We start from the raw sequence: 23,929 nt of genomic DNA on the forward strand, positions 1-23,929 counted from the left end.
CCACCCGTCGTAGTCTCACCCGAATGACGACGAAGCAGACGCACCACCTTGCCGTACCCGGCGTCGACCTGGTCTACGACGTCCGCGGTCCGCTGCCCCCGGCCGACGGGCGTCCCGCGCTGCTCATGATCGGTCAGCCGATGACGGCGGAGGGCTTCGACGCGCTCGCCCCGCACTTCACGGACCGGACCGTCGTCACGTACGACCCGCGCGGTCTCGGCCGCAGCGTCCGCACCGACGGCCGGTCCGACCACACGCCGCAGCAGCAGGCGGCCGACCTGCACCTGCTCATCGAGGCGCTCGACGCCGGCCCGGTGGACGTGCTCGCCAGCAGCGGCGGCGCGGTGACCGCACTCGAACTCGTCGCGACCCACCCCGCTGACGTCGTCACGCTGGTGGCGCACGAGCCGCCGATCAACGCGGTGCTCCCGGACGCGACGGCGGCCGAACGCGCTCGTGCCGGCTTCTACGACGCGTACCAGGCGAAGGGTTTCGGCCACGGCATGGCCGCGTTCATCGCGATGACGTCGTGGCAGGGCGAGTTCACCGACGCCTACTTCGCCCAGCCCGCGCCCGACCCCGCCATGCTCGGCATGCCCACCGACGACGACGGCAGCCGCGACAATCCACTGCTGTCCAAGAGTTCGTGGGCGATCACCGACTACCGCCCCGACGCGGGCGTTCTCACGGCGGCGTCGACCCGGATCGTGATCGCGGTCGGCGTGGAGTCGACGGGCACCTACACCGCGCGTACGGCTCTTGGCACGGCGGCGCTGCTCGGCCAGGAGGCCGTGGTGTTCCCGAGTCACCACGGCGGCTTCCTCGGCGGGGAGTTCGGGTACGCGGGCCAGCCCGAGCAGTTCGCCGCACGACTGCGCGAGGTCCTGGACGCCGGTTGAGGGCCGTCGTCTCGTCCGGACGGCTGATCTGTCCGCGGGCGTCGCTGGCATGATGGGCCGATGCGAACACGGCTGATCTTCGTGCGTCACGGTGAGTCGGTCCACCAGGTCGACGGGATCGTGGGCGGCCCGCACGGGTGCCGCGGGCTGACGTCGCTCGGCTACGACCAGGCCGACCGGCTGGCCAAGCGGCTCGTCGACGACTATGCCGTCGAGGGGCCGGTGGCGGTGTACTCGTCCGTGCTGCGCCGGGCCGTCGAGACGGCGCAGCCCATCGCCGCGGCGTTCGGCGTCCGGCCGCTGGCCGACTGCGGCCTCTGCACCTGGCACACCCCGCCCTACGCCGACGGGCTGCCGGTCGCCCGCTTCCGTACCGAGCACGCGGTGCCCGGTGGGGGAGTGTTCCGCCCGTTCGAGGACGGCAACGAGAGCTGGGCCGAACTGGTCGTACGCGTCAGCCGCGCGATCATGGAGATCGCGCATCGGCACCGGGGCGGCACCGTGGTCCTGGTCGGCCACAGCGAGACCGTGGAGAGCGCCTTCCACGCGCTGGCCGCGCAGCCGATCTTCCGGGCGTTCGACCTGGACGTGCCCCCGGCGTCGATAAGCGAGTGGGTCACCGACCACGACACCGGCGGCTGGCCGCCGGCCCGCTGGACCCTGCGCCGCTTCGGCGACACCGTCCAGGGTCGGCTGGCGCTCTGATCCGTCCAGTTCGGACGGTCGGCGCCGCACCGCCGCCGCACCGACCTGCGCAGGAGCGCGTCAGTCGCGCAGGATCTGCTCGCGCAGGATCTCCGCGTGCCCACAGTGCTGTGCCAGCTCCCGCAGCACGTGCAGGTAGACCCAGCGCAGCGGCAGCGGGCCGCGTCGGTTGCCGCGCAGCACGTCGTCCAGGCCCAACGACGCCGTCGCGCGGCGCGACGCCTCGCACGCCTCGCGGTGGGCTTGCTGGACGCCGGCGATCGTGTCGCCGTCGTCGAGGATGAACGACTCGTCCGGCGTCGCCGGGATGCCGATCTCGGCGCGCGACCGGCACGTGACGGCCTCGTCGAACCAGACCTTCTCCACGAAGGCCGCGTGCTTCACCAGACCCAGCAGCGTCGTCCGCGACGGCACCAGGGAGCGGCGTGCCTGCTCCTCGGTCAGCCCGTCCAGGGCCTCGTCCAGAACGCGGCGGTGCTCGTCGATGAAGGCCTCGAACTGCTCCTTGGCTGGCTGATCGACGACGTCGTCGGCGAAGGTCGGCGGGAAGATGGTCATGGACCGAAGCATGCCAAGGCCCTCGCCCGGGGGCAACCACGGCACGGCTCACCCGCCGAAGGAGACCAGGGCGCCCCGTTCGTCGAAGACAGCCGTGCCCGCCCAGGCGATCTCCCACCGGTTGCCCTCCGGGTCGGCGATGTACGCCGAGCGGCCACCCCACGAACGATCGGTCGGCTCCGCCACGACCGCCGCACCCACCGCGACGGCCGCCGCGAAAGCCGCGTCGACCTCCGCGCGGCCGTCGACGTTGCAGGCCAGCGTCACACCGGACCAGCCGCCGGCCGGATCGGTGACGCCAGGTGCCGCCTCGGCCGCCAGGTCCGTCAGCGGATAGAGGGCGAGCAGGACGCCGCCGAGCAGGAACGCCGACCAGCCGTCGTCGCTGGCCGGCAGCTCGGGCCAGCCCAGGGAGCGGTAGAAGGACCGCAGCCGGCCCAGGTCACGGGCACCCAGGGTGACCACCGACAGTCGAGGGGGGATCGCGCTCATGGCCCGATCCTGCCGCACCGGTACGACAAGACGTCCGGGTGTCCTCAGGAGATCGTCGTCGCCGCCCACCCGCCCGGCGTCGTGCCCGCCCGGGCGGCCACGTCACCTCCCGGCGTCCACACGGCCGACCGCCCCGCCGCCTCGGTGTAGCCGCCGCCGGTGGACCCGGCGAAGCTCGCCACCGCCACCCAGACCCGGTGCGTCGTGGCGATCCGGTGTGCCCGCTCGTCCGGCACGGAGGCGTCCCGGGCCGACTCCAGCACGCCTGCGGCGTACACGTCGATTCCGAGCGCCGCCGTCGACGCCGCGTGCGCGGCGACGCCGGTGTCCCTGCAGACGGCCAACCCGATCCGCCACCCGTCCACATCGAGCACGCCAGGTGTGTCCCCCGGCCGGAACCGCTGGGCCTCCACGCCGCCCAGCCACATCTTCCGGTACGCCACGGTCACCCCGTCGCCGGTCACCGCCAGCATCCCGATGTGGTCCCCGGCCACCGGCGCGCCGGCCAGCGCCAGCGTGCCCGCCTCGGCGCACGCGTCGACCAGCGGCGTCAACCGCGGGTCGTCCACCGCCACGGTCGGGCCCCGCAACTCGTACCCCGTCAGGGAGAGCTCCGGAAAGACCACCACCCGGGCGCGCGCCGCGCGGACCGCGTCGGCGTGCGCCCGCGCGTTCTGCGCGACATCCAGGGGTACGCACGGCGGCTGCGCCACCGCGAGCCGCAGCGGGGTGCGGTTTTCCACACCCCCGCCGGTGGGGGCGACCCGCGGGGTCGGACGGTCCGCCTCATGGTCGACTCTCAGGATCGGTTCGTAGCGTGGGGACATGATTCGAACGTCGCACGCCGTCCTCGCCACCGGAACCCCCACCGCCGCGGCCGAACCACCGCAGGGCGGAATCGTCGGCTACGTCAGCGATCTGGTGGAACGGCTCGGCGGGCCGGGCGCGGGCCTGGCGGTGGCGCTGGAGAACCTGTTTCCGCCGATCCCCAGCGAGGTCATCCTGCCGCTGGCCGGCTTCGTGGCCGCGCAGGGCCGTATCAGCCTGGCCGGCGCGATCTTCTGGACCACGCTGGGTTCGGTGCTGGGCGCGCTGGCGCTCTACCTGATCGGCGCGTCCCTGGGCCGCGACCGGATGCGCGCCATCGTCTCCCGACTGCCCCTGGTGAAGCTCAGCGACGTCGACCGGACCGAGGCGTGGTTTCTCCGGCACGGCGTGAAGGCGGTGTTCTTCGGCCGGATGATCCCGATCTTCCGGAGCCTGATCTCCATCCCGGCCGGGGTGGAGCGGATGCCGGTGCGGACCTTCCTGCTCTACACGACGCTGGGCAGCCTGATCTGGAACACCACCTTCGTCCTCGCCGGCTACCTGCTCGGTGACAACTGGCACCTCGTCGAGGGCTACGTCGGCACCCTCCAGAACGTCGTGATCGTCGTCTGCGTCGCGGCCGTCGCCTGGTTCGTCGGCTCGCGGGTGCTGAGGGCCCGTCGCGCCGCCCGAAAGCCCGGATCGGACTCGGATTTCTCCCGCCGCGACGCGCCACCGGCGGCAACGCCAGATCCCGATGGTCGGGGCACCCTCTACCGGGGTGCCTCCTGGGCCTCGGACGAGTACAGCTAGCCCGCCGCCTGCCATCTTCGACAAGCTCGGCCTCGCCCACACGACGGGCTACAGCCGCCGTATCCTCGCGGTCCTGCGCTACCTGGGCACGCCCTAGGGCCGGAATGTCCCCATCACTCGGGGCCAGGCGGTATCGGCCGGCCCGGGCGGATCGTCACCCTCCGCACCCGGAGGGTGATGGTCGTCGGGCGTGGTGTCCGGTTGTGGGCGGTCTGGGTGTGACCGGGTGCACCGCAGGGCCGGAATCGTGGCCGCCCCGGGGTCGTTACACACCCTGACGATCGCAGGACCACGGCCACCCCGCCCGCTCGACCGGCATGGGAATGGCCGGCCTGGCCAGGTCGTTGCAGACCCCCGAACGACCGCAGGCCCGCCCCCGGGTCCGCTTCCGGGTCCCGCTGAGGGCCCGGGAATGACCCCGGACCGGCGGTCGTTCCACACGGTCCCGGCGCCCCGAGCGACACCCTCGCCCGTGGGCCGCCGCCCCGAAAGCCTCCCCGTGTTATGTGCAGCGCCGGACGAGGTGCTCACATCCGCGTCACCGGTTCCCCTGTGGTGAGGCGGGTGTTTCCTACCCCCGAAGGAGCTACCCCCATGAACACGATCTTCCGTAAGAGCATGCTGTCCGTTGCCGGTCTCGCGTTCGCCGGTGGTGTCTTCGCCGGCCCGATCGCCCATGTCGCCGCCCCGAGCACCGATCCTCGGCCGGTCGCCGTGGTGCAGGCCGACAAGCCCGACACGAGCAAGCTGATCCCGCACGGCACCCAGGGCGAGCAGTCGCACATCGACCTGAACGACGAGCAGACCGCCAACGCCAAGGCCATCATCGCGGCCACGAAGAAGGCCGGCCTGCCCGAGCGGGCAGCGGTCATCTCGATCGCGACGAGCCTGCAGGAGTCGAAGCTGGAGAACCTGGGCCACCTCGGGGACATGAACGACCACGACTCGCTGGGTCTGTTCCAGCAGCGCCCGTCCAGTGGTTGGGGCACGCCGGAGCAGATCACCGATCCGGAGTACTCGACGACCGCGTTCCTCAAGGGCCTCAAGCAGGTTGACGGTTGGCAGGACATGCCGCTGACCGACGCCGCGCAGACCGTGCAGGTCTCCGCGTACCCCGACGCGTACGCCCAGTGGGAGCAGCAGGCCGCCGACCTGGTTGGCCAGTACTGGAACAGCTGACCCATCGCACGACCCGACCGATGGCCGGCACCCGATGGGGTGCCGGCCATCGGCATCCCCACCCGGGAACACCGGGCGGCGTCGGCTGGTTGTAACCGGTGTCGGTGTGACTCAGTGTCCCCGGGCCTCACCTACATAGCCCTCGCGGAATACCGTTCGGCTGGAGCCGCGTCGCGCCACTCGCCGAGAGGCGACCTGCACACCGACACCGGCGCCGCCCCCGACCCACGTGGTCGGGGGCGGCGCTTTTCTGTGCCCACCGGGCACGACGGCCTGCCCCCGGTCGCGGCACAATGTGCCGGTGACCGCCGCGCAGACCTGGTCGGAGCAGTCGGGGATGCTCGTCCTGCCGAGCGGTACGGTGGTGCGTGGACGCCGCATCGCCGCGACCGCCTCGTCGGCCGACTTCGCGCTGCTGTTGGCGCCCGGCCCGGAGCCGGCCTGGCCGCACCGGCGGATCAGGTGGCCCGACTTCTGGATTCCGCTCGACCGGGCGGACGCACTCGACGCGTTGCGCGCGGCGCTGCGGAGGGCACGCGACGGCGAGCGCGTGGAGGTGGCCTGCCGGGGCGGAGTCGGCCGCACGGGAACGGCGTTGGCCGCGCTGGCGATCCTCGACGGCTTGCCGGCCGAGCGGGCGGTGTCGTGGGTCCGGGCGGGCTACCACCCGAAGGCGGTCGAGACGCCCTGGCAGCGGCGCTGGCTGCGCCACATCGTCTGACCACAGGTGTCGCCCGGCCAGGCGAGAGGGCCGGCACGCGCACCGACCGTAGGGCCGGCCGAACGGGCCGTCGGTCCGTCGCCGGATGGTCCAGCGGCCAACAGCCTCCGCCGGGCGATCTTGTTGTCTAGGGTCGGGCACATGAGAGCTGCGCTGCTGGCGGTCACGGCGTCCGCCATCCTGCTCGCTGCCGCGCCGGTCACGGCCGCCGCGGCGGACCCCACGCCCGTCGCCGCGACGGAAGCCGCCGCCACGGGTGCGGTTGCCGCCGGGCCGGCCGTGCGGTGCCCACGGACGCCGGCGCCGGCGGTGTCCCGGCCGCCGCGGCCGTCACCCCCGCCCGCCGTGCCGGAGGCGCGGGTGGTCGGGGGCGCCGGGCTGGCGACGAGCGGCCTGGTCGTGCCGGCCGGTGTGGGCGCGCCACCGGCGATCACCGCCACGTCGTGGCTGGTCGCGGACCTGGACTCCGGTCAGGTGCTCGGGGGCTGCGGCCCGCACGAGTACGGCACCCCGGCGAGCGTCCAGAAGCTGCTGCTGGTGGCCACGATGATGCCCCGGCTCGACCCGACCGAGACGGTGACGGTCACCGAGGCGGACATGAACATCGAGCCCGGCTCCTCCGCGGTCGGCCTGGTCGAGGGTGGCCGCTACACGATCGAGACGATCTGGCTGGGACTGTTGCTGAACTCCGGCAACGAGGCGGCGAACGCGCTGGCCCGGCTGGGCGGCGGCCCCGATGGAGCCGCCGGGGGAGTGCGCGCCATGAACCAGCGGGCACACGACCTCGGTGCGCTCCAGACGCACGCCGTCACCCCGTCCGGTCTGGACGGCAAGGGACAGTTCACCAGCGCGTACGACCTGGCGCTGATCGCCCGGGCCTGCTTCGTCCAGCCGGCCTTCCGCCGGTACGCGCTCACCGAACTGGCGACGATTCCGGCGCAGCCGGCCCAGCGGACGAAGGGCTTCCAGATCCAGAACGACGATCAGCTCATCTACCGCTACCCGGGCGCGTTGGGTGGCAAGACCGGCTTCACCGATCTGGCCCGGCACACGTACGTCGGCGCGGCGGAACGGAACGGCCGCCGGTTGGTGGTGACGTTGCTGGGTGCCGAGCCGACTCCGATGCGTGGCTGGGAGCAGGGCGCGGCCCTGCTGGACTGGGGCTTCTCGCTGCCTCGCGACGCGGGCGTCGGCCGCCTGGTCGAGCCGGGAGAGCTGACCGCCACACCGTCGGCGACCCCGTCCGCGCTGGCCGCGCCCATTCCACCGCGCCCGGCGGCGGCCAGCGGTCCGGCGCGCACCGGCTCGGGGTGGCTCTGGACGGTGGTAGCGCTCAGCGGCGCGACGGTGCTGGCCCTGCTGGGTGGTCTGCTGTGGCACCGCCGTCGCCGGTTGCCCGGCCAGATCGACAACCAGCCCCGGCATCCATAGACTCCGGTCTTTCTGGCAGCACGAGCTCAGGAGGATCCCTGTGTCGAGTGAACGCGAAACGCCCTCCAGCGCGGCGGCACCCCGCCCGTCGGTGCGCGCGCTGAACCGCCTCGTCGGTGTGACGGCGTTCGCCGCAACGCTGATCGTCGGCGCGTCGGCTACCGCGGTGGCCGCGCCGAGCGCGTCCCACGATCCGGCGAGCGCGCCTGCCGCCGCCGCCCGCCCGCCGCGCACGACGCACGGCCCGTGCGCGTACACCGAGACGCCGGACGAGCCGGCCGCGCGACCGGTGCCGTTGCCGCCCGACCCGCGCCGCACCCCGGACCGGGGCAGCGTCCGGGTGACCCTCGCCACCAACCAGGGGCCGATCGGGCTGACCCTGGACCGGGCGGCCGCGCCGTGCACCGTGCAGAGTTTCCTGCACCTGGTCGGCAAGCGTTTCTACGACCGCACCCCGTGCCACCGACTCACCGCGTACCCCACGCTGAGCGTCCTGCAGTGCGGCGACCCGTCCGGCACGGGCGAGGGCGGACCGGGCTACCGCTACCGCGACGAGCTGCCGACCGACCTGCCGCCCGCGCCCACCGACCCGACCGGCGTACGTCGGCTCTACGCGCGGGGCGTGCTGGCGATGGCCAACGCCGGGCCGGACACCAACGGCAGCCAGTTCTTCCTGGTGTACGCCGACTCGGCGCTGCGCCCCAACTACACGATCTTCGGCACGGTCGACACCGTCGGGCTGGACACGCTGGACCGGATCGCCGCGGGCGGCGTGGCGCCGACGGCCGAGGACCCGGCACCGGTCGACGGTGCGCCCGCGCTGCCGGTGACCATCCGTCGGGCCGTCCGGGCACACCACCACTGATCCGCTCGGCGCGGTGGGCGGCCCGAGGTCGCTCACCGCGCCGCCGGTGTCCGCGCTCGCGGGCCGCAATTTTCGGAAGCCGGACCGGTATCGGCGGAACCAGAATCCGACCCGGTTCGGACCGTCGGAACGACGAGGGTCACCCGGTCGGCGGCTCGGTGGTGCTGTCTCGGACGACCAGTTCGGTGGCGAGTTCCACACGGGGTGAGTCGATGCCCTCACCCTGGGCCAGTCGCAGCACCGTCCGCGCCGCGAGCCGGCCCATCTCCACCAGGGGTTGCCGCACGGTGGTCAACGGCGGGGACGCCCACCGGGCCTCCGGCAGGTCGTCGAAGCCCACCACGCTGACGTCGTCCGGGACGCGCAGTCCACGACGGCGGATGGCCTCGTAGACGCCGAACGCCATCTGGTCGCTGGCCGCGAAGATGCCGGTCGGCGGGTCGGGCAGGTCGAGCAGCGCCGTGCCGCCGGCGAAGCCGGAGGCGTGGTAGAAGTCGCCCGGGTAGATCAGCTTGTCGTCCACCGGCACCCCGGCGGCCTCCAGGCCGGCCCGGTAGCCGTCCAGGCGGGCCCGGCTGCACAGCAGATGCGTCGGCCCGGCCACGAACCCGATCCGGCGGTGGCCGACCGCCAGCAGGTGCTCGGTGGCGGCGAGCCCGCCAGCCCAGTTGGTGGCGCCGATCGTCGGGACGTCCATGGCCGGGACGCCGGCCGGGTCGACGACCACCACCGGCACGTTGAGGCGACGCAGTTGGGCGTGCAGCGGTGGGCTCAGGTGCGACGTCACGAAGATGACACCGTCGGTGGCGCGGGTACGCAGGTTCTGCAACCACTGTCGGGCCGCGGTGGGCTGGCGGTGTATCGCGGAGACGACAGTGCCGACGCCGGCGCTGTGGCCGACGTCCTCCACGCCTCGGATGATCTCCACGGCCCAGGGGCTGTCCAGGTCGTTGAAGACCAGGTCGACAAGGCCCGCTCGGCGGACGCTGCGGCTGCTCCGGCGTCGGTAGCCGTGGTGGCGCAACAGCTCCTCGACGCGTTCCCGGGTGTCCGGGGCCACATCGGACCGGCCATTGAGCACCCGTGACACGGTCGGCACCGAGACCCCGGCCTCCCGTGCGATCGCGGTGATGGTCACCCTGCGTCCGTCGTCCGCGTCCACCCGTGTCTCCTTCACCGCTCCGGGAGGGGCGACCGCTTGTGTCCGCCCGTCCCGTGTCCCGGAACGGCACGCCCGCTCCTCGCGTCATCTTGCCTCACGAAGGGGGGTTGACGACACGCCAGGTCGGTCATAGCGTTCGGCGGAGTTGCGGAAATGTTCCGGTAACTTGTCGGACGCGTCTCGGCGTACCGTCCCGCCTCTGCCGCCTGGCTGTCGGCGCCGCGCACGCCGCGGGCGCACCCTGTCCAGCGCCACGCGACAGACAAGGACGCCATGTACACGGATCTGCCCGAGGAGCAGCTACGCGCGTACCGCGGCGTGGTGCGCGAGCCCGCCGACTTCGACGACTTCTGGGCTCACACGCTCGCCCAGGCGCGCGAAGCCGCCTGGCCGGTCCGGCTCGAACCCATCGTGACGAGCCTGACCGCCATCGACGTGTACGACGTGACGTTCCCCGGGTTCGGCGGTCAGCCCGTACGGGCCTGGCTACGGGTGCCCCACGGCACCGGCACCGCGCTGCCGACGGTCGTGCAGTACGTCGGCTACGGCGGCGGGCGTGGGCACCCGCTGGAGAACCTGCTCTGGGCGTCGGCCGGATTCACCCACCTGCAGATGGACACCCGGGGGCAGGGTTCGGGCTGGAGCCGGGGCGACACCGCCGACCTGGGGGCCACCGGCGCACAGGCGCCCGGCGTGGCGACGCGGGGCATCGCCGACCCGCGTACGTACTACTACCGACGGTTGATCACGGACGCGGTGCGGGCGGTGGACGCCGCCCGTACCCTGCCGATGGTCGACCCGACCCGGCTGGCGGTGCTCGGCCACAGCCAGGGCGGCGCGCTGGCGCTCGCGGCCGGCGCCCTGGTGCCCGGTGTGCGGGCGGTGGTGGCCCTCGTGCCGTTCCTGTGCGACATCCCGCGCGCCGTGGTGGTCACCGACGCCCATCCGTACCGGGAGATCCGCGACTACCTGGCGATCCACCGGGACGCGGAGGAGCGGACGTTGACGACCCTGTCGTACGTCGACGGCGTCAACTTCGCGCGACGCTGCCGCCAGCCCACCCGGTACTCCGTGGCGTTGATGGACGACATCGTGCCGCCCTCGACGGTGTACGCCGCCCACAACTCCCACGCCGGGCCGACGGAGCTTTCGGTGTGGCGGTACAACGGTCACGAGGCCGGTGGGATCGACGACGACGAGGCGGCCCTGCGCTTCCTCGGCGCCCTCCTGGTCGAGGACCCCGCGGCGACGCCGACCGCAGCCCGCCCGGCACCGCTGACGCCCGGCGCGTGAGCGGGTCCGGCGCGCCCGGCTGATCCGGCGCGTCACCGCGGCCGCTTTGGTAGACAGGAGCTGTGCGCAGGTCAGGGCGGGTGGGCGGCGCCGCCGTGCTCGCGCTCGTCGCGGTGCTCGGCGGCTGCTCCGAGCCGCCACGCCCCGGACCCAGCGTCTCCACCCCGACGTCCGCCAGCCCACGACCGGCGCCCGAGAGCCCGAGCCCGCAGGCGAGCCCCATTGCGCGGTCGAGCACCGCCCCGCCGACCACCGGCGGGTTACCGGGCTTCGTGGTGCTGACCGATGTCGACAGGCGTATCCACGCCGACATCCGCTACGCCACCGCGCACAACTTCGTGGGCCGGCCGATCGCCGGCTACCGCGAACCGCTGTGCCTGCTCACCCGGCAGGCGGCCGAGGCGCTGCGCCGGGTCCAGGACGCCGCGCTCGCCGGGGGTCACAGCCTCAAGGTGTACGACTGCTACCGCCCACAGCCGGCGGTGGACGACTTCGTCGCCTGGTCCAAGCGCCCCGGTGAGCAGCAGACCAAGGCCGAGTTCTATCCGGACCTGGCGAAGGACCGGCTCTTCGCCGACGGCTACATCGGCGCGCCGACCGCGCACAGCCGGGGCAGCACGCTGGACCTCACGCTCGTCGACGAGCCGCCCGCCGGTCAGCCCGCGTACGTCCCCGGGCAGCGGCTGGTCCCGTGCACCGCGCCGCCGGGGCGGCGCTTCGCCGACAACAGCGTCGACATGGGGACCGGGTTCGACTGTTTCGACGCCCGCGCGCACACCGACGACCCCCGCATCACCGGTGCGGCACGGGACAACCGGCAGTTGCTGCGGCGGCTGATGACCGCCGCCGGGTTCGTCAACTACGACCGGGAGTGGTGGCACTACAGCCTCCGCGACGAGCCGCACCCGCGTACGTACTTCGCCGCGCCGGTGGCCCGTTCCTCGCTCGGCTGACCGTCGGGCGCTCAGGTCCAGTAGAGGACGCGGCAGGCTGGTACCCGTGCGGCCAGCTCGTCGGTGAACCAGGCCCGCAGTTCGGCCATCGTGTCGCGGGGGTAGACGTACTTCACCGCGCCGAACCTGCCGTGCTTGCGGCTGCGGACCTCCTCGTCCATCTCCAGGCGGGTGCGCGGGTACCAGCCCAGCAGCACCTCCTTGCTGCCGGGCGTGAACCGGTGGGTGATCAGCTCGGCGGTCAGGTCCAGCTCCGGGACCCCGTCGACCGCCGCGCGGACCTGGTCCAGCAGTTCGCCGTACGCCTCCCGCCAGTCGGGCAGCGCGATGATCGGCGCGATGGTCAGACCGACGGGGTACCCGTCGAGCGCGAGCCGGCGCAGGGCGGCGAGCCGGTCCGGCACCCGGGCGGTACCGCCCTCGAACCGCCGGCTGACCGGTGCGCAGTTGACGCTGAACCGGACCCGGGTACGGCCGTGGTGCGGCAGCCCGACGAAGGTGTCCACGTCGGCGTACTTGGTGGTCCACCGCAGCTGCACGGGCGCGTCCCAGTCGGCGAAGTGCTGGACCGCGCGCCGCCAACTGCCGGTGACGTGTTCCAGGGCGAGGGGGTCGGTGTAGCAGGACGCCTCGAACGTGGTGCCCTCGTCGGCGCGACGCGCGTTGCGGCTGGTCACCGTGCCGCGCCCGGCGTACGCGGTCAGCGCGGCCAGGATGTCGTCGAGGTCCGCGTACACCCGGGTCACGGGCGGCCCGGAGAGCGAGCCGGCCAGGTAGCAGTACTGGCAGTGCGCGGGGCAGCCCTCGGCGAGGTCGACGCGCCAGTCGGCGCTGGGCGCGATGGGTTGCAGGTTGCGCCGCGACGGTGGGCTCACCACGATCGCCATGGTCGCCTTGGCCCGGGCGTACGTCTCGGCGTCGGTTCGTCCGCGTACCCCGGTGAGCCGGTTGGATCGTAGGTGTTCCACCTCGATGCCCAACGCCCGCACCCGGTCGACGATCCGCTGTCCGTGTGGGTGGTCCAGGGCGGCGGGGGTGGCCACCACCCGGCCCGGGGTCCAGCGTCGTGCGGGCCGGGCGGCCGGGGCGAGGCCGGCCAGGTCGCGGGTCGGCACCCGCTCGCCGCTGGCGTCGTGCGGCGCGGCGGGTACGTCCACGGCCAGCGGCTGGTCGACGTCGACGGCATCAGAGCTGGTCACCGGGCCGGGATACCCGCTGCCGCAGGAATCCCACCCGATCGCCCGCTCGGCGATTGACGTCACGTATCGGGAACCAATAACCTTTCGTCTATCTGTAAACCTTGTGAACAGATCTACGACGACGACGCGGCGGCGCGCGTCCCCACCGAAGGGACGATCAGGTGATCGCAGAACTCTCCTCCCGTACCAGAAGGCTCCTGTCGCTGTTCGTCGCACTTGTCGTCGCCGTGAGTGCCGGCGTCGGCCTCGGCGTCGCGCGCAGCGCGCAGGCCGCGCCGACGTTCAAGGTCCTGGCCTTCTACAACGGCACCTGGGACGACGCGCACATCGACTTCATCAAGGACGCGCGTGCCTGGTTCCCGCAGGCCGCCGCCCAGTACGGCTTCTCCTGGGAGGCCACCAACAACTGGAGCCTGCTGAACACCTCCAACCTGGCCCAGTACAAGGTCGTCATGTTCCTGGACGACGCGCCGCCCGCCGCCCAGCGCCCCGCCTTCCAGCAGTACATGCAGAACGGCGGCGCGTGGATGGGTTTCCACGTCAGCGCGTGGACCGACAACCCGTCGAGCTGGAGCTGGTACTACAACACCTTCCTCGGCTCCGGCTCGTTCCGGACCAACACCTGGCTGCCGACCCGGGTCACCATGCGCGTCGACAACCGCACCCACGCCGCGACCCGGAACCTGCCGGCGACCTTCGGATCGTCGATCAGCGAGTGGTACTCCTGGAGCAACGACCTGCGGCAGAACTCCAACATCGACATCCTGGCCTCGGTCGACCCGTCGAGCTTCCCGGTCGGCACCGACCCCAACCAGTCCTGGTACAGCGGCTACTACCCGCTGGTCTGGAGTAACCGGCAGTACAAGATGATCTACGCCAACTTCGGGCACAACAAGATGGACTACGCCACCAAGACCGGCCTGTCGTCCACGTTCGACAGCGCTCAGCAGAACAAGCTGCTGATCGACGGGCTGCACTGGCTCGCCGGTGTCGGCACGTCACCCACGCCGACGCCCACCCCGACCGGCAGCGCGGGCCCGATCTCGCCGACGGCCTGGCACACCGTGGTCAACCGGGGCAGCGGCAAGTGCGTGGACGCGCGGGCCGCCGCCAGCGCGAACGGTACCGCCATCCAGCAGTACGCCTGTAACAGCAGCGCCGCCCAGCAGTACCAGTTCGTTCTGACCAGCGACGGCTACCTGCGCGTCAACAACCGCAACAACAGCGCCCAGGTGCTCGACGTGACCGACCGGTCGACCGCCGACTCGGCACCCATCCAGCTCTGGTCGTACAGCGGCGGCACCAACCAGCAGTGGCGTGCGGAGTCCGAGGGTGGCGGCTACTACCGGCTGGTCAACCGCAGCAGTGGCAAGTGTCTGGACGTGCCGGGAGCGTCCACGGCGGACAGCGTCCAGCTCGTCCAGTACACCTGCAACGGCACCGCCGCGCAGTCGTTCCGGCTGGTGGCCCTGTCGTAGATCAGACGACTGGTACCGCCACAAACGGTGGTACGCGGTGCTGCACCGGTTCGACGCCGACGGCGCGCACACCGACTCGGACATCTTGGTGCGCCGGCACCAGCGAGCACGAGGACGCCTCGATCGACCGGGCGGAGGCGCGCCTCGCCGAGTGGCTGGACGCGCTGCCGTGGGACGGCTGCTACGACACCTGAGTCGTCCTGTCGAGGAGGGCCCCGGCACCCCACGCCGGGGGGAGGGCACCGTGTGCCTCGGACCCTTTGCTCTGCTTCAGCGGAGGAAACACGTGGTGTCCGATTATCGGACGTCAGGTGTTGCCTGGATTGAAGCAGAGCAAAGGAAGACTCGACCACCCTTGCCCTCCGACGAGAGACGCGGGCCACGCGGGACACGCGGGACACGCGGGACAACCGGGACACACGGGTGCGGTCCCGTCCTGCGCCGCTCGGGCGGCGGCGATATCCATTGCGGACTCGCCGCCGCCCCTCCTACTCTCATCAGCGCACGGCCAACCGATCAACCCCGGAGGGAGTACGCCATGTCGCGCCGCGTCCGCACCGATGCCCGCCGGTGTCTGCTCCCCGCCGGCACCCCCGCGCTCGACATCACCGCTCCCTGCGCCTATCGCACCTTGCGGCACAACGGGCCGGGGTGGCGCGACTGACGCCGACGCTCACCGCGTCCGCCGGCCGCCCATCCCACCGGGATCGGCGGCCCTTTCGTTTCCGCGTACCACCGCCGCGCCGTCACCGGCCGGCACATGATCGATATCGGTCGCCCGCACGACAGAAGGAGACCACCATGGGATTCACCCCGCTCGCCGGCACCCGGGCGCCGGTCCGGGTCTGGACCGACCCGTACGCCATCGAACCGCAGGCCGCGAAGCAGCTGCGCAACATCGGCGCGCTGCCCTGGGTGCAGGGTGTCGCCGTCATGCCGGACGTGCACTTCGGCAAGGGCGCGACCGTCGGCTCGGTGATCGCGATGCGACAGGCCGTCTCGCCGGCAGCCGTCGGCGTCGACATCGGCTGCGGCATGTCGGCGGTGCGCACCTCGCTGACCGCCGCCGACCTGCCGGACGACCTGGGCGGGCTGCGGTCCGCGATCGAGGCCACCATCCCGGTCGGCTTCGCCCAGCGGTCCGAGGCGGTCAACCCGCGTCGGATCCGAGGGCTGGAGCAGGCCGGCTGGGACGACTTCTGGAGCCGCTTCGCCGGCCTCGACCGCGGGGTGGCACAGCTGGAGACCCGGGCGCAGAAGCAGATCGGGACCCTCGGCGGCGGCAACCACTTCATCGAGGTCTGCCTCGAGCAGGGCGGTGACGACGAGGGCCGGGTCTGGCTGATGCTGCACTCCGGGTCGCGCAACATCGGCAAGGAGCTGGCCGAGCGGCACATCGGCGTCGCCCGGAAGCTGCCGCACAACGCCGACCTGCCCGACCGGGACCTGGCCGTGTTCCTCGCCGGCACGCCGGAGATGGACGCGTACCGGCGGGACCTGTGGTGGGCGCAGGAGTACGCGCGGCGCAATCGGGCCGTCATGCTGGCGCTGCTCTGCGGTGTGGTGCGCGAGCACTTCCCGCAGGTCGGCTACGACGAGCCCATCTCGTGCCACCACAACTACGTCTCCGAGGAGAGCTACGACGGCGTGGACGTGCTGGTCACCCGCAAGGGCGCGATCCGGGCCGGCCGGGGCGACCTGGGCATCATTCCCGGGTCGATGGGCACCGGGTCGTACATCGTGCGGGGTCGGGGTAACCCGGACGCGTACTGCTCGGCGTCGCACGGGGCGGGTCGGCGGATGTCGCGGGCGCAGGCGAAGCGGACGTTCAGCACCGCCGACCTGGCCGCGCAGACCGCCGGCGTGGAGTGCCGCAAGGACGCCGGGGTCGTCGACGAGATCCCCGGCGCGTACAAGGACATCACCGCGGTGATGGCCCAGCAGGACGACCTGGTGCAGGTGGTCGCGCACCTCAAGCAGATCGTCTGCGTGAAGGGCTGAGGGGTACGCGCGGGCCGGAGGTCCCGGCCCGCGCGCAATCCCTCAGAAGCCGACGAAGACCCGGCGCAGGTCGTCGAGGGTCACCGGCCCGCTCACCTGCACGCCGTCCGGGGTGTAGCGCGACCCGAGCCGGCCCACCACCAGGCGCAGCCACGCCTCGGCCGGCAGGGACAGCTCCCCGTCCGGCTGCTCCGGCGCGTCGGTCAGCGTGATCTGCTCGCCCAGCCGCAGCCCGAACGTCCGCTCGGGGTCGCGCAGCCGTACCAGCAGGGTCGCCTCGCGGCCGTCCAGCTCCTTCGGTCGGCTGGTCCAGCCGAGCATGCCGCCGATCTGCTCGATCAGCAGCGGCACCGCCTCCGGCGTCACCGCCGCGAACGGGTTGAACGCCACCTCGGCGTCCCACTGGTGAAAAGCGAACTCGCTGAGCCGGAACCGGGCGGCCGTGGCGACGTCGACCGGTTCGGGCAGGAAGCCGAGGTTGATCCGCAGCGTCTCGCGGGTCTCGGCGTCCAGTGCCTCGTACGCCTCGACCAGCCGCTGGTTGGACTCCAGAAAGCCGGCGGCGTGGTCCTCCGGGGACATGGCGTCCCAGCGCTGCCACACGCCGCGGTTGAAGTCGCCGTCCGGAGCGGGCGTGCCCTCGACGGAGGCCTTCAGACCCGCGAGGCCGATCTCGGCGCCGCTGCCCAGGTGGCTGAGCACCTGGGAGACCTGCCACTCACTAGCGCCCGAGGGCTGGCGCAGGTCGTCCTCCTTGAGGTCGCGCACGAGCGCGGCAAGCTCCTCGTGGCCTGCCCGTAGCGCGTGGATGATCTGGTCGGCAGGCGTGGACATGATGTCTCCTCAACGGATCTTCGACAGTGTTCGGGACGCTACCGGTTCAGCCCATGTGCACGGCGTTGCCGGCCGGGATGTCCTCCTTGCGCACCTTCACCAGGACCAGGGTGACCAGCCCGGCGAGCACGATCAGGACCGCGCCCCAGGCGAACGCGACGCGGTAGCCGTGCACCAGCGCCTCCACCTGGGTGACCGGGCTCGGCGCCCGGCCGACCAGGTACGCGGCGACCGCGCTGGTGTAGAAGGTGTTCAGCAGCGCGGTGCCGAGCGAGCCACCGACCTGCTGGGTGGCGTTGAGGGTCGCGCTGGCCGCGCCGGCGTCGTGCTCCGGCACCCCCACCAGGGCGAGGCTGGACAGCGGCACGAAGGTGAAGCCCAGTCCCAGGCCCAGGATGACCTGCGCGGGCAGCAGGTGGGTCAGGAACGGGGTGTCCACGTCGATCTGGGTCAGCACCAGCATGCCGAGGGCGGCGAGCACCGCTCCGGCGACCATCAGCGGCTTGGCGCCCAGTCGCGGCATGAGCTGGCTGGCGCCACCCGCGGCGATCAGCACACCGGCGGTCACCGGAAGCGAGGCGAGACCGGCCTCCAGGGGCTTGTACTGCAGGACCACCTGGAAGTAGAAGGTCAGGAACAGGAACGCCCCGAACAGGCCCGCGCCGATCAGCGTCGAGGTCAGGTAGGCCCCGCCCCGATTGCGGTCCAGGATGATCCGCAGCGGCAGCAGCGGGTGGTTGGTGCGCAGCTCGATCACCACGAAGGCGGCGAGCAGAACCACGCCGGCGGCGATGAACCCGAGCGTCGCGGTGGCGTCCCAACCGTCCTCGGCGGCCTTGGTGAAGCCGTACACGAGGGAGACCAGACCGGCGGTGACGACGACCGCGCCGGGCACGTCGTAGCGGGTGTTGCCCTGGGCCCGGCTCTCCGGCACGAGCGGGAGGGCGAAGGCGATCGCGATGGCGGCGACCGGGATGTTGACCAGCAGGCACCAGCGCCAGTCGGCGTACTCGGTCAGCACGCCGCCGAGCAGCAGCCCCACCGCGGACCCGCCACCGGCGATCGCGCCGTACACGGCGAACGCCTTGGCGCGCTCGGTGGCCTCGGTGAACAGCACGGTGAGCAGCGCCAGCGCGGCCGGCGCGAGCAGCGCGCCGAAGGCCCCCTGCAACGCGCGGGCGGCGAAGAGCATCCCGCCGGTGGTGGCCAGGCCGCCCAGGGCGGAGGCCAGCGCGAAACCGGTCATGCCGACGATGAAGGTGCGCTTGCGCCCCCAGTAGTCGGCGATCCGGCCGCCGAGCAGGAGCAGACCGCCGAAGGCCAGCGTGTAGGCGGTGATCACCCACTGCCGGTTCGCGTCGGTGATGCCCAGGTCGGCCTGGGCCTGCGGGAGCGCGATGTTCACGATGGTGGCGTCGAGGACGACCATCAGCTGCGAGACCGCGATGACCGCGAGCGCGATCCAACGCCGCGGGTGCGGCGCGCCTGTCGACGTCCCGGCGCCGGGTGCGCCGGGGGCGGTCGAGGTGGTTCCGGGCATGGTGAAGCCTTCCGTGGTGCGGATATTGATGGATCAGGCCTGGGACGGGCGGTCGTGCCGGTAGCGGAGAACCGGGATGAGCACCTGGTCGACGACCTGCGTGAGGAACGCGTCGTCGGCGGGCAGGCCGTGCGCGACCAGTCGGGACAGGAGGAGCGCTGGCGCCAGGTCGTGGAACAGTTCCCGTTCGCCGGCCTCCGGAGGGATCTCCCCGCGGGCGGCGGCACGGACGAGGACCGCGGTGCTGGCCACCCGGCCGGCGGGCAGCACCTGGTGGCGTACCAGACGTTCCAGCTCCGGGCTGGTCCGCATGGCGAAGGTCAGCGCCTGCATCAGGTCGCAGTCGGCGACGCAGATCGCGGCGGTGGCGCGGAGCAGCTCGATCAGGTCGCCCCGCAGCGAGCCGGTGTCGGGTGGGTTGAGCACACCGACCTGGCGATCGCTCAGGGCGGCGACGACCAGTTCGGCCTTGCCGTCCCACCGCCGGTAGATGGTGGCCTTGCTCACGTGGGCGCGGGCGGCGACGGCGTCGATGGTCATCCGGTCGTAGCCGACCTCGCGGAGCAGGTCGATCACCACCGTGAACAGGTCGGTGGTCGTGCACCGCGCTGCCCGGGCGGCCGGCACCCCGACGCCCGTGCTCACCTGCTGACCCTCCACCACTCGACAACCCCCCCGTGAAACGATGTCGTACCGACCATAGTTCGCTGGTAGCGGTTCGCGCAGGGTTTTATGAGTTGTGTCGCACCGCAGGAGCGAAACGGTCACGTTTCCCGTCAGCTCCCGTGCGGGCCGAGGAGAACCGGCACGATCACGGCGTTGATCCGGGCGCCGTCGCGGGCCGACACCTCGTACACCTCGATCGTGCCGTGCTGCTCCCGTGCCGTGCGCCAGGTGACCACCACCCGGTAGGCCCCCCGGCAGCCGCTGCCGCAGCTCGCGGTGCCGAAGCCGGCGGCCACCTGACGGCCCTCGGCGTCCAGCACCCGGACGCTCACGGTGGCCTCGAACACGTCCGCCGTGCCGCTGACGGTGAGTGGGGCGGTGACCCGGTCGCCGACGCTCGGGCCGGTGACCACGATCGGCGCGAGCAGGGGATAGTCGGCCCGACCGACCGGTGCGCCGCCGGAAAAGCGGATCTGTCGGACGGTCGGGAACTGGGTGAGGGTCCACACCACCTGCGCCTCGCGCAGCCGTCGGTCCGCCGGGTCGCCGCCGAGTGGAACGGGACCGAGGGTCGCGACGCCGTCGACGATCCGGGTGACCTCGACGCCACCCGTCAGCAGGGTGACCATCCCCGTGGCGGTCTCGGCCGGAGTCGGTCCGGCGGCCAGCTCGTCGAGGGCGAGCCGGGACGTCGCGACGGTGGCCGGCCGGGTGCGCCGGGTGGGCACGAGCCGCCCGGAGCGGACGTACCACAGCTCGATCGTCACCGTGTCCGGCCGCCGCGTCCCGGTGGCCGTCGCCGTCGACGGACGCGGCGCGGTGTCGGTGCCCGACGGCGGCGGCGGAGTCGGCGACGGTGGGGTCGGCACGGGCGTCGGTTCGCCGGTGGGCGCGAGGGTCGGCGGCGGTGCGGTGGGCGCCGCGCCCAGGACCCCGGAGCGGGGGGTGCCGCAGCCGCCGAGGACGAGCACGCCGACGAGCACCGCGACGGCCGCCGCGCGCCACCCGTCACGCCCGTTCCCGCCGAGCGGGCTCATCCCGCACCCCCTTCCGGGCGCTCTCGTCGGGGCGCGGCGCCGGGCCCGGCACGTCGGGGCCGTGCGCGGGCAGTTCCAGGCGGAACCGCGTTTCGACGCCCGGCGCGCTGCGGACACTCAGCACCCCGCCGAGCAGAGCCGCGTGCTCCCGGGCGATCGCCAGGCCGAGGCCGCTGCCCGGCGCGGAGCGCGACACGTCGACCTTGTGGAACCGGTCGAACACGAGCGGCAGGTGCGCGGCCGGGATGCCCGGCCCCCGGTCCGACACCTCGACGATGACCATCCGGCCCGCCGCGGTCACGCTCGCGGAGATCACCCCGCCGCCGTGCTCGACCGCGTTGGTGACCAGGTTGGCCAGGACGCGCTCCAGGTGGCGAGGGTCCGTGCGCAGCGCCACGGGGTCGCCGTCGACCAACACACGGTCCGACCAGCCACGTGCCGCGACGATCGCGCGCAGCAGCGCCCGCGCGTCCACCGGCTCGACGCGCGGACGTTCCTGCCCCGCGTCCAGCCGCGAGATCTCCATCAGGTCCTCGACCAGGCGGCGCAGCCGGACCACGTCCCCGACCAGCAGCCGCGCCGCCGGTCGGGCGTCGTCGGGCAGCCGGTCCAGCTGCTCGCGCAGCAGCGAGGCCGCGGCCACCAGGGCGGTCACCGGAGTACGCAGCTCGTGTGCGACGTCGGCGGTGAACCGCCGCTCCCGGGCCTGGGCGGCCGACAGGGCGGCGATCTTCGCCTCCAGCGCCTCGGCCATCTCGTTGAACGACGCAGCCCAGACGCTGAACTCGTCCCGCCCGCGTACCGGCAGACGGGTGGCGAGCAGACCCTCGGTGAGCGCCCGGGCGGCACGACTGGCCCGACCCACCGGTTCCAGGGTGCGGCGAGCCAGGAGATGACCCACCCCGGCAGCGACGAGGACGACGACAACCCAGCCGGCCAACAGCGCGGCGCGCACCTGATTCAGGTCGGCCGCGATGTCGTCCTCCACGGTGATCACGTACAGCTCGGCCGTCGAGCCGGGGATACGCCCACCGACCACCAGCAGGCGGGGCCGCTGCGCCGGCGTCGAACGCTCGAACGCGAGCTGCCCGTCGGCGACCGCGGCCCGCAGTCGGGTCCCCAGGGTGGGGGCGTACGCGGGGTGGGAGGGGCGGATCGTGCCGTCGACGAGGACGACGTGCCGGCCGCTGCCCTCGAAGCTGGTGAGCAGCTCGGCGCCGCGCTGCTCGGTCAACGGCAGGAACTGTCCGGCGAGCACGAGCTGGTAGCGGGCGTCGGCGGTGGCCTGGCGCAGCGAGGCGTCCAACCAGGACTGCCGCAGCAACAGCCCGGTCCCTCCGGCGAGCAGACCGGCGGACACTCCGGCGACCAGCACGAACGCGATCGTCAGCCGACGCCGCAGCCGGCCGGGCGCCACCGCGCGTGCGGCCATCGCCGACCCCCCGTCAGCCGGTGGACAGTTTGTAGCCCGCGCCGCGCACCGTGCGGATACGCCGGGGATGCGCCGGGTCGTCCTCGACCTTGGCGCGCAACCGCTGCACCGCCACGTCGACCAACCGCGAGTCACCCAGGAAGCGGTGGTTCCACACCAGGTCCAGCAGCAGCTCCCGGGTGAAGACCTGGCCGGGGCGACGGGCCAGCTCCAGCAGGAGCCGGAACTCGGTGGCGGTCAGCTCCACCACCCGGCCGTCCCGGCGTACGGTGAAACCGCCCGGGTCGATCTCCAGGTCGCCGATCGTGATGGTGCGCGACGGCGTCGGCGCGCTCGCCCGCCGCAGCACCGAGCGGACCCGGGCCACCAGCTCCGGCAGGTCGAAGGGCTTGCGCAGGTAGTCGTCCGCGCCGCACTCCAGGCCGACCACCACGTCGAGCGTGTCGGTGCGGGCGGTCAGCATGAGGATCGGCACCTGGCTGGTACGTCGGATCTCCCGGCAGACCTCGAGGCCGTCGAGCCCGGGCAGCATCACGTCCAGCACGATCAGATCGACCGGGTGGGCTCGCCAGGTCACCAGTGCCTGCCGCCCGTCGGTCGCGGTGTCCACCCGGAAGCCGGCGCGGCGCAGGCCGAGGGCGGTGACCTCCCGGATGGAGACGTCGTCCTCGACCACCAGTACGCGGCCCTCCACCATTCGAGGGTAGACCCGCGGCCACGGTGCGTAACCCTGGCGGAACGGTCGTCATCGCCGGGCCGGTCGGGTCCTCGGCCCGGCACTGTCCACGGGCTACGGTCAGGTGCCCTCGGCACCCCCTCACACGAAAGGGCACGACGTGCAACGTCATGGCTGCGTGATTCGACTCCGCCCCGAGCAGCGGGAAACCTACCTGCGGTTACACGCCGCCGTCTGGCCGAGCGTCGAGCAGACGCTGCGCGAGGCGAACTTCCGTAACTACACCATCTTTCTCCACGACGACCTGCTCTTCGGTTACTACGAGTACGTCGGCGACGACTACGAGGCCGACCTGCGACTGATCGCGGCGGACCCGCAGACCCAGGAGTGGTGGAAGCTGACGGACCCGTGTCAGGAGTCGCTGGCCGAGCCCGGATCGGGGGACTGGTGGGCCCCGATGCGCGAGGTCTGGCACCTCGCGGACGAGGCCCCGCAGGACTCCGCTGGCTAGCCGTTCAACGGTTCGCGCCGGCCGGCAACCGCCCTGCTCGCGGCGGCGGTCGGCCGGCGCTGGTCACCACTGGTGGGCGACGTCGAGCACGATCCGGCTGTGGGTGCCCGGACCGGCCAGCACGAAGGTGCGGAACGGAAGCCGGGCCCGTACCCCGACCGCGAAGGTGGTGTAGCCCTCGAAGCTGCCGCCGAAGACCACGTCGCGCAGCGTCGGGTAACGCAGCAGGTTCGTGACGTGCGCGCCGACCGCGTAGGGCACCGTGCCGAGGTGGTCGTCGTCGTACGCCGGGGCCCGCAGGGAGACCCGTAGCAGCGCGCCGCCGGCCGTGTACGGCGAGAGCGCGAGACCCTCGCCCTCGGTCCAGGTCTCGCCGTAGCCGACCGCGTAACCGTCGACCGGGCCGGCGAACTCGAACACCACCCGGTCGTAGCAGTCCTGCCGGCCCGTCCGTACGTCGACAAGCGGGGCGTCGCTCAGCGCGCCCGCCGACTTGTCCGCGCTGCCCCAGGTGATCCCGCAGTACGCCGCCTCGGCCGCGCTGCCCACGCTGGCCGTGCTGCCCGTGGCGCTGCTGGTGCCGGTCGCGCTGCTGGTGCCGGCGCTGCCGAGCAGTCCGGCGAGGACGACCGCCATCGCGGTCAGTGTGCTCCTGATCCTCATCGTCGTTCTCCGTT

The 23,929-nt window shown here is 72.7% G+C and carries 25 protein-coding genes; 13 read left to right on the forward strand and 12 right to left on the reverse strand.

Annotated features, from left to right (window positions below; genetic code table 11):
- Nucleotides 1-23 precede the first annotated feature (23 nt).
- The gene (locus ABZU91_RS02175; RefSeq protein WP_355233116.1) at nt 24-899 is read left to right on the forward strand and encodes an alpha/beta hydrolase; all 876 of its coding nucleotides are present in this window, start codon (nt 24-26) and stop codon (nt 897-899) included.
- Nucleotides 900-959: 60 nt separating this feature from the next.
- Nucleotides 960-1,604 carry a histidine phosphatase family protein gene (locus tag ABZU91_RS02180; RefSeq protein ID WP_355233117.1) on the forward strand — a complete coding sequence of 215 codons (645 nt, stop codon included), beginning with the start codon at nt 960-962 and terminating at the stop codon, nt 1,602-1,604.
- A 60-nt stretch (nt 1,605-1,664) separates the two neighbouring features.
- On the opposite strand, the gene ABZU91_RS02185 is transcribed toward ABZU91_RS02180, so the two are convergent.
- The 3 genes from ABZU91_RS02185 to ABZU91_RS02195 are packed head-to-tail and all read right to left on the reverse strand — an operon-like array spanning nt 1,665 to nt 3,397.
- Nucleotides 1,665-2,162: a DinB family protein gene (locus ABZU91_RS02185; RefSeq protein WP_355233118.1), complete on the reverse strand. Its 498-nt coding sequence runs from the start codon at nt 2,160-2,162 to the stop codon at nt 1,665-1,667.
- A 48-nt stretch (nt 2,163-2,210) separates the two neighbouring features.
- Nucleotides 2,211-2,654 (reverse strand): VOC family protein, encoded by a 444-nt coding sequence (locus ABZU91_RS02190; protein WP_355233119.1) that lies wholly within the window; start codon nt 2,652-2,654, stop codon nt 2,211-2,213.
- A gap of 44 nt (nt 2,655-2,698) precedes the next feature.
- Nucleotides 2,699-3,397 (reverse strand): carbon-nitrogen hydrolase family protein, encoded by a 699-nt coding sequence (locus ABZU91_RS02195; protein WP_355233668.1) that lies wholly within the window; start codon nt 3,395-3,397, stop codon nt 2,699-2,701.
- An 82-nt stretch (nt 3,398-3,479) separates the two neighbouring features.
- On the opposite strand from ABZU91_RS02195, the gene ABZU91_RS02200 reads away from it, so the two are divergent.
- The 5 genes from ABZU91_RS02200 (at nt 3,480) to ABZU91_RS02220 (ending at nt 8,470) form a co-directional block, all read left to right on the forward strand.
- Nucleotides 3,480-4,274 (forward strand): DedA family protein, encoded by a 795-nt coding sequence (locus tag ABZU91_RS02200; protein ID WP_355233120.1) that lies wholly within the window; start codon nt 3,480-3,482, stop codon nt 4,272-4,274.
- A 594-nt stretch (nt 4,275-4,868) separates the two neighbouring features.
- Entirely contained in the window at nt 4,869-5,453 is a 585-nt protein-coding gene (locus ABZU91_RS02205; protein WP_355233121.1) for a hypothetical protein, read from the forward strand.
- 337 nt (nt 5,454-5,790) lie between these two features.
- The gene (locus ABZU91_RS02210) at nt 5,791-6,174 is read left to right on the forward strand and encodes a protein-tyrosine phosphatase family protein (protein ID WP_355233670.1); all 384 of its coding nucleotides are present in this window, start codon (nt 5,791-5,793) and stop codon (nt 6,172-6,174) included.
- Nucleotides 6,175-6,315: 141 nt separating this feature from the next.
- Nucleotides 6,316-7,605, forward strand: a complete 1,290-nt coding sequence (locus tag ABZU91_RS02215) for a D-alanyl-D-alanine carboxypeptidase (protein ID WP_355233122.1) — start codon at nt 6,316-6,318, stop codon at nt 7,603-7,605.
- A gap of 40 nt (nt 7,606-7,645) precedes the next feature.
- A complete protein-coding gene (locus tag ABZU91_RS02220; RefSeq protein WP_355233123.1) occupies nt 7,646-8,470 on the forward strand; it encodes a peptidylprolyl isomerase in 825 nt (274 codons plus the stop codon).
- Nucleotides 8,471-8,609: 139 nt separating this feature from the next.
- Here the strand turns inward: ABZU91_RS02220 and ABZU91_RS02225 are convergent, their stop codons facing one another.
- Nucleotides 8,610-9,632 carry a LacI family DNA-binding transcriptional regulator gene (locus tag ABZU91_RS02225; protein WP_355233124.1) on the reverse strand — a complete coding sequence of 341 codons (1,023 nt, stop codon included), beginning with the start codon at nt 9,630-9,632 and terminating at the stop codon, nt 8,610-8,612.
- Between the two features lie 273 nt (nt 9,633-9,905).
- On the opposite strand from ABZU91_RS02225, the gene ABZU91_RS02230 reads away from it, so the two are divergent.
- Together ABZU91_RS02230 and ABZU91_RS02235 are read left to right on the forward strand one after the other, a co-directional pair.
- A complete protein-coding gene (locus tag ABZU91_RS02230; protein ID WP_355233125.1) occupies nt 9,906-10,925 on the forward strand; it encodes an acetylxylan esterase in 1,020 nt (339 codons plus the stop codon).
- 62 nt (nt 10,926-10,987) lie between these two features.
- Nucleotides 10,988-11,878, forward strand: a complete 891-nt coding sequence (locus ABZU91_RS02235) for a M15 family metallopeptidase (RefSeq protein ID WP_355233126.1) — start codon at nt 10,988-10,990, stop codon at nt 11,876-11,878.
- Nucleotides 11,879-11,889: 11 nt separating this feature from the next.
- On the opposite strand, the gene ABZU91_RS02240 is transcribed toward ABZU91_RS02235, so the two are convergent.
- Complete coding sequence (locus ABZU91_RS02240; RefSeq protein WP_355233127.1) at nt 11,890-13,077, reverse strand: spore photoproduct lyase family protein; 1,188 nt, start codon at nt 13,075-13,077, stop codon at nt 11,890-11,892.
- A 161-nt stretch (nt 13,078-13,238) separates the two neighbouring features.
- Here ABZU91_RS02240 and ABZU91_RS02245 point away from each other — a divergent pair, with 161 nt between their 5' ends.
- From ABZU91_RS02245 to ABZU91_RS02255, 3 genes are all read left to right on the forward strand, one after another.
- The gene (locus ABZU91_RS02245) at nt 13,239-14,555 is read left to right on the forward strand and encodes an RICIN domain-containing protein (RefSeq protein WP_355233128.1); all 1,317 of its coding nucleotides are present in this window, start codon (nt 13,239-13,241) and stop codon (nt 14,553-14,555) included.
- A gap of 538 nt (nt 14,556-15,093) precedes the next feature.
- Nucleotides 15,094-15,219: a hypothetical protein gene (locus ABZU91_RS02250; RefSeq protein WP_355233129.1), complete on the forward strand. Its 126-nt coding sequence runs from the start codon at nt 15,094-15,096 to the stop codon at nt 15,217-15,219.
- Between the two features lie 137 nt (nt 15,220-15,356).
- A complete protein-coding gene (locus tag ABZU91_RS02255) occupies nt 15,357-16,556 on the forward strand; it encodes an RtcB family protein (RefSeq protein WP_355233130.1) in 1,200 nt (399 codons plus the stop codon).
- Between the two features lie 42 nt (nt 16,557-16,598).
- On the opposite strand, the gene ABZU91_RS02260 is transcribed toward ABZU91_RS02255, so the two are convergent.
- From ABZU91_RS02260 to ABZU91_RS02285, 6 genes are all read right to left on the reverse strand, one after another.
- Nucleotides 16,599-17,390 (reverse strand): maleylpyruvate isomerase family mycothiol-dependent enzyme, encoded by a 792-nt coding sequence (locus tag ABZU91_RS02260; RefSeq protein ID WP_355233131.1) that lies wholly within the window; start codon nt 17,388-17,390, stop codon nt 16,599-16,601.
- A 46-nt stretch (nt 17,391-17,436) separates the two neighbouring features.
- Nucleotides 17,437-18,930 carry an MFS transporter gene (locus tag ABZU91_RS02265; protein ID WP_355233132.1) on the reverse strand — a complete coding sequence of 498 codons (1,494 nt, stop codon included), beginning with the start codon at nt 18,928-18,930 and terminating at the stop codon, nt 17,437-17,439.
- A gap of 33 nt (nt 18,931-18,963) precedes the next feature.
- Complete coding sequence (locus ABZU91_RS02270) at nt 18,964-19,575, reverse strand: TetR/AcrR family transcriptional regulator (protein ID WP_355233133.1); 612 nt, start codon at nt 19,573-19,575, stop codon at nt 18,964-18,966.
- 131 nt (nt 19,576-19,706) lie between these two features.
- Nucleotides 19,707-20,633: a Gmad2 immunoglobulin-like domain-containing protein gene (locus ABZU91_RS02275; RefSeq protein ID WP_355233134.1), complete on the reverse strand. Its 927-nt coding sequence runs from the start codon at nt 20,631-20,633 to the stop codon at nt 19,707-19,709.
- Complete coding sequence (locus ABZU91_RS02280; protein WP_355233135.1) at nt 20,605-22,065, reverse strand: HAMP domain-containing sensor histidine kinase; 1,461 nt, start codon at nt 22,063-22,065, stop codon at nt 20,605-20,607. The genes ABZU91_RS02275 and ABZU91_RS02280 overlap by 29 nt, the downstream gene beginning before the upstream one ends.
- A gap of 13 nt (nt 22,066-22,078) precedes the next feature.
- A complete protein-coding gene (locus ABZU91_RS02285; protein ID WP_355233136.1) occupies nt 22,079-22,759 on the reverse strand; it encodes a response regulator transcription factor in 681 nt (226 codons plus the stop codon).
- A 160-nt stretch (nt 22,760-22,919) separates the two neighbouring features.
- On the opposite strand from ABZU91_RS02285, the gene ABZU91_RS02290 reads away from it, so the two are divergent.
- Complete coding sequence (locus ABZU91_RS02290) at nt 22,920-23,252, forward strand: L-rhamnose mutarotase (RefSeq protein WP_355233137.1); 333 nt, start codon at nt 22,920-22,922, stop codon at nt 23,250-23,252.
- 63 nt (nt 23,253-23,315) lie between these two features.
- Here ABZU91_RS02290 and ABZU91_RS02295 read toward each other — a convergent pair whose 3' ends face one another.
- Nucleotides 23,316-23,915, reverse strand: coding sequence for a hypothetical protein (locus tag ABZU91_RS02295; protein WP_355233138.1), 600 nt, complete (start codon nt 23,913-23,915; stop codon nt 23,316-23,318).
- Between the last annotated feature and the right edge of the window lie 14 nt (nt 23,916-23,929).

This window comes from Micromonospora sp. NPDC005174, assembly GCF_040608495.1.
Taxonomy (GTDB): Bacteria; Actinomycetota; Actinomycetes; order Mycobacteriales; family Micromonosporaceae; genus Micromonospora.